The sequence below is a fragment of the Streptomyces sp. NPDC085900 genome (genome assembly GCF_044540925.1).
Classification (GTDB): Bacteria; Actinomycetota; Actinomycetes; order Streptomycetales; family Streptomycetaceae; genus Streptomyces; species Streptomyces gilvifuscus.
Genome location: NZ_JBITSP010000012.1, coordinates 294,567 through 307,318, shown reverse-complemented (window position 1 = coordinate 307,318; position 12,752 = coordinate 294,567). Strand labels below are relative to the sequence as shown.

General features: G+C 68.2%; 12 protein-coding genes and 2 pseudogenes. 9 read left to right on the top strand and 5 right to left on the bottom strand.

The genetic code is table 11. The features are described 5' to 3' along the window. Positions 1-102: 102 nt before the first annotated feature. Entirely contained in the window at positions 103-315 is a 213-nt protein-coding gene (locus tag ACIGDI_RS34755; RefSeq protein ID WP_399905222.1) for a hypothetical protein, read from the top strand. A 33-nt stretch (positions 316-348) separates the two neighbouring features. Further along, positions 349-641, top strand: a pseudogene (locus tag ACIGDI_RS34750) (DUF1330 domain-containing protein). Positions 642-719: 78 nt separating this feature from the next. On the opposite strand, the pseudogene ACIGDI_RS34745 reads toward ACIGDI_RS34750, so the two are convergent. Continuing rightward, positions 720-806: pseudogene (locus ACIGDI_RS34745) on the bottom strand (IS5/IS1182 family transposase); the annotation flags it as partial. A gap of 31 nt (positions 807-837) precedes the next feature. On the opposite strand from ACIGDI_RS34745, the gene ACIGDI_RS34740 reads away from it, so the two are divergent. Further along, positions 838-1,866, top strand: coding sequence for a tetratricopeptide repeat protein (locus ACIGDI_RS34740; RefSeq protein WP_399905220.1), 1,029 nt, complete (start codon positions 838-840; stop codon positions 1,864-1,866). 217 nt (positions 1,867-2,083) lie between these two features. Here the strand turns inward: ACIGDI_RS34740 and ACIGDI_RS34735 are convergent, their stop codons facing one another. Further along, positions 2,084-3,721 (bottom strand): serine hydrolase, encoded by a 1,638-nt coding sequence (locus ACIGDI_RS34735; RefSeq protein WP_399905217.1) that lies wholly within the window; start codon positions 3,719-3,721, stop codon positions 2,084-2,086. Positions 3,722-4,222: 501 nt separating this feature from the next. Between ACIGDI_RS34735 and ACIGDI_RS34730 the strand changes: the two genes are divergently transcribed. From ACIGDI_RS34730 to ACIGDI_RS34710, 5 genes are all read left to right on the top strand, one after another. After that, positions 4,223-4,834, top strand: a complete 612-nt coding sequence (locus ACIGDI_RS34730; RefSeq protein ID WP_399905214.1) for a dihydrofolate reductase family protein — start codon at positions 4,223-4,225, stop codon at positions 4,832-4,834. A 412-nt stretch (positions 4,835-5,246) separates the two neighbouring features. Beyond that, a complete protein-coding gene (locus tag ACIGDI_RS34725; RefSeq protein ID WP_399905211.1) occupies positions 5,247-6,236 on the top strand; it encodes an ornithine cyclodeaminase family protein in 990 nt (329 codons plus the stop codon). 1,266 nt (positions 6,237-7,502) lie between these two features. Continuing rightward, positions 7,503-7,697 carry a hypothetical protein gene (locus tag ACIGDI_RS34720; RefSeq protein WP_399905208.1) on the top strand — a complete coding sequence of 65 codons (195 nt, stop codon included), beginning with the start codon at positions 7,503-7,505 and terminating at the stop codon, positions 7,695-7,697. A gap of 190 nt (positions 7,698-7,887) precedes the next feature. Further along, positions 7,888-8,196 (top strand): hypothetical protein, encoded by a 309-nt coding sequence (locus tag ACIGDI_RS34715; protein WP_399905205.1) that lies wholly within the window; start codon positions 7,888-7,890, stop codon positions 8,194-8,196. 399 nt (positions 8,197-8,595) lie between these two features. Next, the gene (locus ACIGDI_RS34710; RefSeq protein ID WP_399905202.1) at positions 8,596-8,958 is read left to right on the top strand and encodes an SUKH-4 family immunity protein; all 363 of its coding nucleotides are present in this window, start codon (positions 8,596-8,598) and stop codon (positions 8,956-8,958) included. A gap of 543 nt (positions 8,959-9,501) precedes the next feature. Here the strand turns inward: ACIGDI_RS34710 and ACIGDI_RS34705 are convergent. The 3 genes from ACIGDI_RS34705 to nadC all read right to left on the bottom strand — a co-directional run bounded on the left by ACIGDI_RS34705 (position 9,502) and on the right by nadC (position 11,918). Then, the gene (locus ACIGDI_RS34705) at positions 9,502-9,795 is read right to left on the bottom strand and encodes a DUF1330 domain-containing protein (protein WP_399905199.1); all 294 of its coding nucleotides are present in this window, start codon (positions 9,793-9,795) and stop codon (positions 9,502-9,504) included. A 384-nt stretch (positions 9,796-10,179) separates the two neighbouring features. Then, positions 10,180-11,037 (bottom strand): PhzF family phenazine biosynthesis protein, encoded by an 858-nt coding sequence (locus tag ACIGDI_RS34700; protein ID WP_399905196.1) that lies wholly within the window; start codon positions 11,035-11,037, stop codon positions 10,180-10,182. Beyond that, positions 11,025-11,918: a carboxylating nicotinate-nucleotide diphosphorylase gene (nadC, locus tag ACIGDI_RS34695; RefSeq protein WP_399905193.1), complete on the bottom strand. Its 894-nt coding sequence runs from the start codon at positions 11,916-11,918 to the stop codon at positions 11,025-11,027. Before nadC ends, ACIGDI_RS34700 begins: the two co-directional genes overlap by 13 nt. 333 nt (positions 11,919-12,251) lie before the next feature. Here nadC and ACIGDI_RS34690 point away from each other — a divergent pair, with 333 nt between their 5' ends. Further along, entirely contained in the window at positions 12,252-12,731 is a 480-nt protein-coding gene (locus ACIGDI_RS34690; RefSeq protein WP_399905324.1) for a winged helix-turn-helix transcriptional regulator, read from the top strand. Positions 12,732-12,752: the final 21 nt, after the last annotated feature.

Sequence of the window (12,752 nt, the reverse complement as noted above, 5' to 3'; positions counted from 1 at the left end):
GTTCGCGGCGACGGGCATGCTCGGCTTCGGCGTCGGCCGCTTCTCGGCCGCGATGCCCGGCGTCATCCTGGCCGTCACCCCCAGAGCGAGACGTCGAGCGCCATGAGCTTCAGCTACGTCGTCCGCAGCGTCGGGTACTCCCTGGGCAGCGCCATCGGCGGCCTGATCCTGGCCGCGGGCACCGCCCCCGGCCACCTCTTCCCCGACGACAGCGCCTACACCACCGCGGCGCTGGTCGGCATCGGCGCCATGGCGATCACGACGCTGACAAGCCTCGCTCTCGCCCGCCGACGCTCGTCCGAGACCAACCCGTAAGTCGGATGCACTCATCCCGACACTGGAGGTTCTATGCCCAAGGGCTACTGGGTCAGCGTTTACCGCACCATTTCAGGCCCTGAGAAGCTGGCTGCTTACAACAAGCTGGCCGCTCCGGCCGTCCAGGCCGGGGGCGGTCGGACCTTCGCCCGTGGCGGTCGGGTCGCCGCATGCGACGCCGGAATCGCCGAGCGTGCCGTCCTGATCGAGTTCGACAGCTTTGAGCAGGCCGTCGCGGCACGCGAGAGTGCGGCCTACCAGGAGGCACTGGTCGCCTCTCCGACGGCGTCGAGCGCGACTTCCGCATCATCGAGGGCCTCGACTGACGACCGATGCCGCGTCAGGGAGGAACACGATGCCGGCCGCGGGGATCACCCCGGCTCGTCAGCGCGCTGCACCGTTTCGGTAATCAGCTTGCGGACCTGCCGCGGGCTCAGCCCGGTGACTGCGGCTATCCAGGAGGGTTCCGAGGCCGCAATCACTCCTGCCACAACAAGATCATGGCATCGTGTCCAGCGAGCCATGGGGGCCGGCCGACAGAGTTCGGACCAGGGATACTCTCGGACGATGTCGAATCGGCCGGTAGCAGCTGGAATAGGTCTCGCGCGGGTGATGGTGCACTGCGGGGGCAGCCCATCAGCAGCCGTGCACTATCTTGCGGGTGCCATCGCCTCCGCACCTGAGAACCCCGAGCCCTATGCGGTTCTTGCCGAGTTGTGGAGGGACAAGCCGTCGGAGTTGGCCGAGGTCGTTCAGGGTGCCGACTCCTTGAGGACGGTACTGGCGCAGTCGTACATCAGCTTCCTCCGGGACGACATGGACGGCGCGGTGCTGGCGATCGGATCGGTCACGGGTGTGCGACCCGACATCGCCTGGGCCAAAGCCCCCTGGTTCAGGGATGAACGATTTCTCGGTGTGGTGAGTGCCGATGCGATGGCCGAGGCCGCAATGCGGACGATGGACTATGGCCATGATCTGGACACCGAAAGCATGCAGGAACGATTCCGGCCCTGGTTCGAAGCCATCGACGTGGTCTCTGCCCGCCAGCCGTTGCCGGAGGCGTTGGCCAAGATGGCGATCTTGCTGCGGGCGTGCGGTCTCACCGATGCGTCGTTTGCCCTCTGCGACCAGGCGGACTCCGTTGAACGGATCATGCTGACGGAAGTTGTGCGAGCGGGTACGTGGCGCAAGCTGGGTGATCTTCAGCAGACCGTGGCGGCGTTCGAGCGCGCTCTTGCCCTGGAACCGGCCAACTGGTCGCTCTACCTCGACTTGGCGGATGTGCGTGCTGAGCAGGGCGACTTCACCTCTGCGGTCCGGCTGATCGATCAGGGGATGAGATACGAGCCGGCTGAGCTCTCGCTTCGCGCGGCAGGGGCTGCCTATCGTGCACGATTGACCGGCTCGCGTGCCGATCTGAGCGAACTCATCAAACTCGCGCCGAATCTGCCGAACGACTCATACCGGGACCTGCTGATTGATCACGCGTGCGCTGGTCCCGCACTGCCTGCCGAACTCGTGGCTGCGGTCCGGCGTATCCAAAACCCCTGAGGCTCCGCGTCTCCAGGAGCAGCAGGTCCAGCCAGCAATTGCCCAGCAGTGCGACCCAAGCCTGAGTTCCCACGCCACCACCACGTCAAGGACGACGGCGTCCTCGCCATGCTTGGCGCCGCCCGCCTACACAAACCCACTCTCGTCGCATGGCTCGGAGCTCCCCAGTGCAGGGGGATCCACCTGCTGCAGTCGAAGATCAGTTTCGAGACAAGTCTCAGTCGTTCCTCGTGAAGGTGCCGAGACCGGTCGTGTCGAGGTTCTCGACCCGGACTTTGTCGGCGCGTCCGCTAGACCCGACGGTGAACGTCACGCCGGACAAGCCGACGGCGTTTTCGCCGGTGGTGCTGTAGCTGAAGGTGTCACCGTCGTAGTGGCGCAAGGTGAATCGTTGCTTCTTGGGCCCAAGTTGCATGGTGAGCTCGTCCCCCTGGGCGCTGACGGTCATCGGGCCGTAGTAGTCATTGGCGTACGTTCCGGTGTAGGCGCTGGTCGCCTTGGCGGGTGCGGGCGAGGCCGGAGGCTTGTTGTAGTCGACCGGCGAGCGTTCTCCCTCCGCCGCCTGCTTGAAGATGGGCCCGAGGAATGTCAGCCAGTCGACGGTAGGCCCGCCGGTCTGCGCGGTGTCGAGGAACGTGGTGGCGATCGCCTCGGGTACGCCGATGGGCTCGCCGTTGGTCAGGACGACGATGCCGAGCTTCTCCGAGGGCAACAGCGTGACGTTGGTGGCCGCCCCCAGCGCGAAGGCGCCGGAGTGGCTGAGCTTCAGCCTGCCCTGGTCGTCGTAGCTCACGTTCCAGCCGAGCCCGTAGAACCCGGCCCTGCCTGCGGGCGCGTGCGGCGGCTCGGAGACGATGTGCGGCAGGTGGGTCTGTTCCAGCGCGTCGGCGTCGATGAGTTGCCGCCCCTCGAATTTGCCGTTGCCCAGTTGCAGGCGCAGCCACTTCGTCATGTCCCGGACTGTGGAGCTGGCCCCGCCCGCCGGGCTCTGGGCGTCCGCGTCGCGCACGTGCTCGGCACGCCAGGTGTCCCCGGTCTTCACATGGAGGGAGGCCTTGTTGGCTGCCTTGTCGTAGTCGGCGAAGGAAGAGCTGGTGGAGTCCATGCCGAGCGGCCGATACAGCTTCTCGGCGGACAGCTTCTCCCAACTTGTCCCCTCGGCTCGTGCGACGGCGACGGCGGCTTCGGTCAGCCCGAAGTTGGTGTACGCGTAGTGGGCGCGGAAGGGGGCGAGCGGTTGGTAGCGGAGGTGGTCCAGGATGTACGAGCGGTCGTAACCGAGGTCCTCCAGGAGGTCTCCGGCGTGGTCGGGCAGGCCGCTGCGATGCGAGAACAGGTCGGCCAGCGTGACATGGCGGGTGACCCAGGGATCCTTCAGGGTGAAGCCGGCGCTGTGCTTGACGACCGGGTCGTCCCAGGCGACGGTCTTCTCGCCCACTGCCGCGGCGACCACCGTGGACGCAAGGGGCTTGGAGACCGAGGCGAGCTGGAAGACGGTGTCGGCTCCGATCCGGTCCTTCGTGCCTGCCTTCCGCACGCCGAACCCCTTCAGATACAGCACCTTGTCGTCGTGCACCACGCCTACGGCGACTCCGGGCACGCCAGTGCGGCGCATGGCGTCCCGTACGACGCCGTCCAGCCGGCTCACCGCGGTGTCTACCTCGGCCTGGGTGAGCTGTGACGGTGGCTGGGCGGGTGGGACGGTGGGCAGCGGCGACGTCTCGACGACCGCGCGGCCGGCGGCGGTGGTGGTGTCGGCGTCGGCCCCGGTACAGCCGGCGGTCAGCACCGCCACCAGGCCCAGTGCCGCGGCAGAGCGAAGGGGACGGTGGCATGCGCTGTCGAGTCGGGACATGTCTTCCATGGAAATCCCGCCCCCGGCACCTGTCGCGCTTTGGCAGCCCGTTCGGGGGATCCGGGGTACGCCGCCACGCTCGTCCGTCAGGCCCAGCGCTTCGGCCGGACGCATGAGGGTGTCGCACCTCCCGTACAACAGTGGCTGTCGGCACACACCGCTCAGGTTCGGCATGATCGTCGGCGGGGCAGTCAGGTGCGTGGCGTTTCCACCGGACGGCCACACCGCCCGGCGTGTTGTAAGAGCCGCTGCCGAACCGCTTGGTCCCAATCGCTAGGATGGATCTCTTTGCGTCACACCGTAGGCGCCGCCCAGCCATCCCTTCGAACACCGTCGAAACCCTCTCCACACATGTGAGGCCCCGGTCCTCCGAAGCAGTACCGCTCCGCCGACCGGATCGACTGCTCGGCCATGGATTTTCTCGGTACTCCACAGCGCGTCCGATGAGTTTGTGGCTCCCGGCCGGTCCAAGGTCGTGACACCCCACGAAAGGACACCGCCATGTCGGAGCTCCTCGTCGACTTCATCACCTCCCTAGACGGTTACGCATCGGGGGAGGGGTGGCCCGGGTTCTGGGGCCTCGAGGGGCCGGAGTACCTCGCATGGCTCGGCGAGCAGCCCGAGGCCACCTACCTGATGGGAGCGAACACCTACCGCCTGATGTCGGGCTTCGCCGCAGGCGAGGTCCCCCCTGGCCAAGACGAGTTCAGGCCCGAAGAAGAGGCGTCCGTCGACGAGCTCACGCAAGCGTCGAAGGTGGTGTTCTCCTCTTCGCTCGAGGAGCCACTGACGTGGGCCAACTCCAGGCTCGTCCGCGACGACGCCGTCGAGGCGGTCCGCGCCATGAAGTCGAGTGGCTCGGGGCTTCTCAGCACGATCGGCAGTCTCAGCCTGTGCCGGTCCCTGCTACGAGCCGGACTCGTCGACCGCTTCCGGGTCGTGATGTTCCCGGTGATCACAGGGGCCACGGGCGAAGAACGCATCTACGACGGCTATCCGGACGTTGCCCTCGAGATGATCGGGCATCGCACCTTCGACGACCGCATCCAGCTGGTCGAGTACAAGCCCCGCGTTCTCGAGCACCCGCCGCTCGGCGTCCCTGCGCGGCGGTGACGTCTCGACGGTCGCACGGCTGACGGCGGCGGTGGTGTCGGCATCGGACCCGGTCCTGGTGGTGTCGCGCCTCCTCACTGCCGTCCTCGTGACCTCGGAACGAGGGAAGCCTCACGGGTCAGGCCCAGCCCGTTTCGGCTGCCCCCGTTTCCACAGTCCCCGACGTCCCCCTCGCGAGCCGCACGGTCGCCGACCGGTTCGCGCACGTCGGCATCACCTTCGCCGGGGCCCTGGAGACCCGACTGCCGTCCTGCTGTCCTGCTGTCGGCGTACACGCCGATGTGCTCAGCCGCGTACGGATGAACGTGCTCAGGCAGTGGGGCGTGTCATGACTGGTGCGACGGGCGTCGATGCTCGACGCTTTGGCTGTGCGGTCGCCGGCCGAATGACCGGCAACAGGAGGTTGAGGCGCATGCTGGTGCTGAGCCGCTCGCAGGTCGAGGACCTGCTCGACGTGGACACGCTGATCGATGCCCTGGTCCCGGCGATGGCAGACCTCAGTGCGGGCCGTGCCTCGGTGCCCGATCGCGTCGCCGCCCTCGTGCCCGAACACGATGCCTTTCTGGCGGCCATGCCGGGTTTCCTGGCGTCGGCCGAGGTGCTCATGACCAAGCTGGTGTCACTCTTTCCTCACAACGACGGGGCTCGGATACCGACCCATCAGGCGCTGATCGTGGCGTTCGATCCGGACACCGGCGAGCCCGCTGCCGTGCTGGACGGTACGGCCATCACCGCAGCGCGGACCGGTGCCTGCTCCGCGCTGTCGGCGCGGCTGCTGGCCCGCGAGGACGCGTCGGTGCTGGCCGTGCTGGGCACTGGCGTGCAGGCCCGGTCCCACGCTCGCGCGATCTGCCGGGTCCGACCGATCCGGCAGATCCGTGTGGCCGGCCGGGACCGGGCGAGAGCCGCTGCCCTGGCCGAGGAACTCTCCTCCGTCCTCGAGGCTGACGTGCAGGCCGCCTCCAGCTACGCCGAGGCGCTGGACGGCGCGGACATCGCCGCAGCGACGACGCACGCCGTCGAACCCGTGATCCGTCGCCCCTGGTTGTCACCAGGGCTGCACATCACGTCGGTGGGCTACAACCCGGCCGGCCGCGAGATCGACGACGCCACGGTCGCCGAGGCGCTGGTATGCGTCGAGTCCCGCCAGGCCGTGCTCGCACCGCCACCCGCGGGCAGCAACGACCTGCTCATGCCGATCCGCGACGGCCTCATCACAACCGATCACGTGCACGCCGAGCTGGGCGAGCTCATCGCAGGCAGCAAATCGGGACGCACCGCGCCGGATCAGATCACCCTCTACAAGTCGGTCGGTGTGGCCGTACAGGACGCCGCGGCCACGGCCCTGGTCGTCGCGGCCGCCCGCGAGCAATCGATCGGCGAGGAGATCGCTCTGCAGTGACGCCGCCACCAGCAGGGACAGCCCCGCCCAAGCGGCTGCTCGATCCGCAACGCACAGCGCACAGTTGAGCACATTCGCCTGTACGTCGTTGAGCACATAGGCGCGTCCGCCGACAACTGCTCGATCACGGCCGGCCCGGACCCCGTCTCCGCACCCACTCCAGCCCCGCCACGTGTCACCCGTGTTCCGCCGCTGACGGCCGCCCGGTTCGAAACCGCGGACATTGCCGTCCCCGCCCTGCACTGGCAGTTGGCTCACCGCCACGCCGTCGTGGACGGCCGTGACGGCGACCGCGGTCTGTCGTGAGGAGGAGGTACGAGGCGTCACATGAGGGCGAATGGTGTCGGCGTCGGAACGTGGGTGCAGGGCGCAGTCGTCGATGGAGAGGGGTGGCGGTAGACGGGCTCGATGTCCCGGAAGCCGGTGCGGGTGAATTTGCGTACGACGTCGTTCTCGACGAGCGCACGGCTACGCCGCCAGGTGCAACGCCGGCGAAGGCGTTCGCGCCGCCAGGCCCGCGCCTTCGCCACCCGGGTACGGCAATGACTCAACCTCGGCTCACCCGCCGACATGATCAAGACCCCACTAACTTCGACTGGGTCCGCCAGGCCCTGGACAAGACCAATTGAGCCTGAACACATTGAAGTTGGGACGGCGGTTCGTCTGGGACCGGCGGAGAGTAGTTGCCCGAGCCAGGGGGTGAGTAGGTGCAACAGTGGCCCGAGGGCTCCGCGGCTGACCCAGTGGCAGCACGAGAGCGCTACAGCTCCGACATGCGTATGGCTCGTAGGGCCGTACGACATGCTTTGCGCGCAGACCTACCAGCTGCGCATTTTGGTCTAGGGATTGTGATCGTGGTGAGTGGGGTCACTGGCATGGCGGCGGGAGCCGTGGTGGGTGCCACCATTGGCGGAGCATTTGCCGTGCTGTTCCTCGCGGCACTGGTGGTCACGCTTCTGCGAGCTGTGCGGGGAGAGGATGCGCTGCGGCGGGCGTACCTCTTCACCTTCGGGTGGGCGCCCTGGATCTAGCCATCGCGGTGAGGACCTGATCACGGATCCGACCATGCGCGGGCCCGTGACCGTCGATCACAGCCTGTAGGGGCCACGGGGCATCGGCGGCGCCAACACCAGGCCCGATCAGTTCCATCGAACAACGTGGCCACAACCTTTGATCTGCCATCTCAGGCGACAACCGGCGTTGCAATACGAAGCCGAATCCTTCACATCGCACCCGCTGCGCGATGATGTCGCTGAAGATGTCCACGTGACCACTCGCATCAGCACTCTGATCTCGGCTGTGTGCCTCCTTGGAAGCGCGATGCTGCTCATCGTGGCCATCGATGCGTACCGTTCTGGGGCATCGGCTCTCTGGATCGTCGCAGGAGGCGTGATCGCCGTCGTCGAGCTGTACACGCTGCTACGGGACGTGCGGCGCCTTCGCGCAGAGGCGACAAGCTGACCGAGCGACTTCCGCTCGGTGGCCGGCGGGTGCCCCGGCTGAAGCGCAGCGGCGCAGCAATCCGTAGGGCGAACCGTCTCCCACATACGTGGGAAGTCCGACTGAACCGGTGTGCTGGAGCCTGAGCCGCTGGTCAAGAGCGCAGTCGTGCGAGGCTGCCGTCATGGCACACGATGACGCAGGACCAAAGATGGCGAACCTCTTCGATCCCGAACCGGAGCAGTGGGGTCTGCGGGGCGACCCCTACGTCTGGCGGGCCCTTCGCGGCCACCTGTCCGGAACCGACATCCCGGCATCCGTTGCGGAGGTGAGCAGCCTCCTGCGAGTGGCGTTCAGTGAGGTAGTGGGGGTCGACCTCGACACCGAGCGTGAGTCGCAGGTGTACCGGGAGCAGTACGCCCACGGCGGCATGTCCAGCGGGCATGTCGATCTCGACACTTGGCGGGGGCGGTTGATGCCTCTGCTCGCGGACCGCGCCAGGATGTTGATAGAGACCTGATCCTTTCAGTTGCCCTGGGACACACCATCAGCCGCGCTGCCCTCTGGACCGCCTGGTCAGGGCGTGGCTCCGTTTCCCTGTGTCGAGCGGGTGCCTCGTCCTCTGCACGCGCCTGGCCATCGGGAAGGTGGCGGTCGACTTCAGTCGGGCCAGTGAAGGCCGGCCAACGGCCTTGAAACGACAACGGGCCAGATGGGGAGGGCCTTGTACACCCATGCCGAGCGGGATGTGGACGGGGCGGTAACGCCTCCGGTGGTTCTTGAGCACCGGGCGGAAGCGGACCGGCACCACAAAGCGCTGCCTAGACAGGAAGGTGGGACGCCGGGGAGGCGTACCTCTGTACTAGCGGGTGCCGCGGGGTGCCCGGTTGACCAGAGGTCAACCGGGAAGCAGCACGTGGTGCGCATCCCCGAAAGCGAGCTGCCCGAGGGACTCGCCCACGCGGGCAGCAGACGGTTTCTGCGGGACGTCGGCCTGCCCACCTGGTGGGTCTGCCACAGTGGCCAGTACGAGACCCGCCCTGTCGACGCCATGCGTCCCCCGGCCCGGGAGGACCTGGCTGGCGAGGGTCTGCCCGACGGGGTGGCCGCGGAGGACCTGATCGCCTTCGGTGACACCGAGTACGGCGAGCTGTACCTCCACCGTCACGACGGCACCGTGCACATCCGAAGCCGTCTGACCGGGCCGGACGACGCGCTGGTGCTGCTCGCACCGGACCTCGACGTCTTCACCCGCGTCCTGGAGGCCGTCGACCGCTACTAACGCCCGCTGGCACCCGTACCCGGTAGAGGGCAGCCAGGAGGACGTCACGGAACTTTTCCTGGCGGAGCTGGCGGAACTCGCCCCGGACCTGGCCGACCAGGACACCCCAACGGGCACCGTGTGGAGCTGGCTCTACGCCGGCATCACGGAACTGGGGGTTGACGGCTACTGAGTGAGCCGTCGGAGCTACCCGCGCCGCCGTGATCGCTGAATCAGGCGATCACGGCGGATCAGACAGTCGGCCCTACCACGGCCCGGGCGCGCCACCGGTCGCCGAGGCACGTTCTACTTCTCCAACATCGCGACCTCGAACCCGTACGCCGCCCTGATGACTCACATCGGCCGCCGGAACCTCATCAACGCACCCTCGCCGACATCGAGGCGACGTCCGAGCCGCCGCGCCGTCGGGAAGGAACCGTCGCCGGACCGGACATCACCGCCGATGCGCCCGGCCTGACGCCTTTCGCGATGGTGCGGCGCGCTGACGAGCCGGGGCGATCCCCGCGGCCGGCATCGTGTGCCTCCCTGACACGGCGTCGGTCGTCAGTCGAGGCCTTCGATGATGCGGAAGTCGCGCTCGACGGCATCAGCAAGTACGGCAAGTGCCTCCTGGTAGGCCGCACTCGCGCGTGCGGCGACTGCCTGTTCGAAGCTGTCGAACTCGATCAGGATGGTGCGCTCGGCGATTCCGGCGTCGTGTGCAACGACCCGGCTGCCGCGGGAGAGCAGCCGCCCGCCCGCGGCCTTGACGGCTGGACCGGCCAACTTGTCGTAGGCGGCAAGTTTCTCAGGGTCTGCGATGGTGCGGTAGACGCTGACCCAGTAGCCCTTGGCCACGGTACCTCCTGTGCTGAGAATTGGTGATCAGAAGCATGCTCAGATCCATGGCCGGCGCGCTGTGGGTCAGCGAGCCGGCGGAGACGGCGTCGAAGTCGGACGGCTTCGATCAACCGGCTGGGGCTGCGATCGGATTGGTCTCGGGTGAGCGTCGGCGGGCGAGGACGAGCCAGAGCCGGTCGAGTCGATGAGTGGCCTCGGCGGAAGGGCGGCGGCCCGGACTGGAACGAAGAGGAGCCGACAAGGAGGGAGGAGTCGCACCAGTTCGACGTGATCGGTCATCAAACCTGAGCCCCTGCCACAGATGCCGCCAGACCTGGCCGGGCTCCCACCGGAGCGGTCGGACCTGCTGCGCACCGCCACCCTCGCCTTGAGCCGCGGGCCTCATCGCATGCCCCTGCGCACGATCGCTGCCTGGCCGCCGACCCGGATCCGGTGTCCTGTGCGGTCGCGGTGGACCGTCGCTGTGATGGTGGACGGGCTGCCGAGGTGGTCACCCATGTCGACAGTGAGGCGGTGTGTGCCGAACCCGGCAGCATGCGCTGCCAGGCAGGCAGTGCTGTTGGCGTTGGCGATGTCCTCGGGGACGCCGATCGACGGGGCGAACATCCGGGCTCCTGCTCGGCCGTGTCGGTCCGGGGGTGAGTAGGCGTAGCAGCCCAGCAGGCCGTAGCGGTCACAGGCTGCGCGTAACAGGGTGGAGTCCGGCGTGAGTTCGGCCAGTGCGGCGCGGGATCGGATGGGCAGCAGAAGCCTCGGCCGTCCGTTCGACGCCACGCAGGCGTCGCCGGCAACCGCGTCCTCCGTCAGTCCGAGGCCGCCTGCGACTGCCCTCAGTTCGGGTCCACCGGCGCTACGCAGGCTGACCGGTCCCGGGTCGAACGACGCTGTCAGGCCGTCACTGCTTCGGCTTGCCCGACCGTCGAAGCTGCGGTGGGCCGTACGCAGGACGGCGCGGTAGTCGTGGTCGCTGCCTTCCCGTTCGGCGAGCAGGGCGAGGGCGGCGACGGTGCCGTGGCCGCAGGCGGGCAGTTCGCCCTGGGCAGTGAAGAACCGCAGCGTGTACGCGGGCTGACGACGCTCGATTCCGGTCGCGCGGAGGAAGACGGCGTGCGATGTTCCCCACTCCGTGGGAATGCGGCATCGCTGCTCGTCGGTGAACGGCGCGTCATCCAGAACGGCGGTCGGGCTGCCACCCGCGCCGTCTCGCTGACACGCGTCGACGACCGCTACCTCGGACATGGCACCGGGCCGGTGGTCAGCAGCATGGTCAGGTCCAGTGCGGGCGCGCTGTGCGTCAACGCCCCGACCGAGATGAGGTCGACGCCAGTCCCGGCGATGGCGGGAACTGTGTCCAGGCGGATGGTGCCCGAGGCCTCCAGCAGGATCCGGGAAGCGTCGGCCCGCCCGGCCCGGAACTTCACGACTTGCTCGATGTCGGCCACCGGCATGTTGTCGAGCATGATCCAGCGGGCTCCGGCGTCGAGGGCCTCGACGGCCTGGGTGACGGTCTGCACCTCGACATCGCTCTCCACGGTCTGCCCGGTGCGCGCCATCCCGCGCCTGACCGCCTCGATCGCGGCGGTCACTCCGCCCGCCGCGGCGATGTGGTTCTCCTTGAGCAGGACCATCGCCGCGAGATCGAGGCGGTGGTTGTGGCCGCCGCCGGCGGTGACCGCGTACTTGTCCAGGGCGCGCAGGCCCGGCGCCGTCTTGCGCGTGTCCAGGATGCGCGCCCTGGTCCCTGCCACAGCTTGGACGTAGCGGTCGGTCAGCGTCGCGATGCCGCACATGCGCTGCAGGAAGTTCAGCGCCGTACGCTCTCCGGTGATCAGGCTGCGCGCCGAACCGGACAGGTGCACCAGGGCCTGTCCGGCGGCCAGTCGGGCGCCGTCGGCGACGACCGGCTCGACCTTGACCTCGGGGTCGACCTGCGCGAACACCTCGGCGACCATGGGGAGGCCGGCGGCGATGCCGCTGTCCCGGGTGCGGATCTCGGCTCTGGCCGCCAGGTCCTCGGGAACGCTCCACACGGTGGTGATGTCCTTCCCCGACGCGTCCTCGGCCAGGGCGGCAGCGGCGGCGGCCCGTGCTGCCGCCGAGGGAAACTCGGTCGTGATCATCTGGTCTCCAGCTCTGAGTGGACCTTGGCTCGGTGGCGGCAACCGCTGACGAGGCAGCACTGAAGTTGACTGGGCCGGTCTCCGGGACCTGCTGGATCCTGTACTCGATCTCCCGCGTACCGGTCACCCGTCCCCCCCGCCACGAACAGGTTCCGGGCGTCCTATTTGTGCGACTCGGCGCTGACGTCGAACCCGGGGCACCTTGCGCATGTACCGGTCCTCCCGGCCGGTCTCGCCTCCGTCGACCCGGGCTTTCAGGAGCGCTTCTCACCCAGGTCGTCAGGGCAGGTGCCAGCACAGCCTCTTCTGTTTCGATTTCCGAAGCGGTCACCGATGTTAGCGTGTCGGTATTCGAAGCATCAACCCTGGAGAGCTGGACATCCCGACATGGCAACACCCAGGCCTGGCAATCCTGTTCGCGGCTCGACCACCGGCCGCCCCCTCATGGCCGCACTCGATCTCTTCGGGCGGCGGTGGAGTCTGCGCATCCTCTGGGAGCTTCGCGCGGGTCCGCTTGGCTTCCGCCCCTTGCAGAAGCGGTGCGACGACATGTCCTCCAGTGTGATGCGGCAGCGCCTGACCGAACTGCTGGATGCCCAGGTGATTCACCAACTACCGGACAGCCGCTACGAGCTCACCCCGCTGGGACAGGAGGCGCGCCACGCCCTGAACCCCCTCGCCCGCTGGGCGGAGCGCTGGGCGGCCGCGATCGACCCGCAAGGGGCGGACCGCACCGACGACCAGTCCGCCAGCCGTGTCTCACATCCGGACGCGGTGGACGACGGGACGCCGGAGAGGGACTCCGCGGACTGACGCCCCGCCTCGGATCGGAGG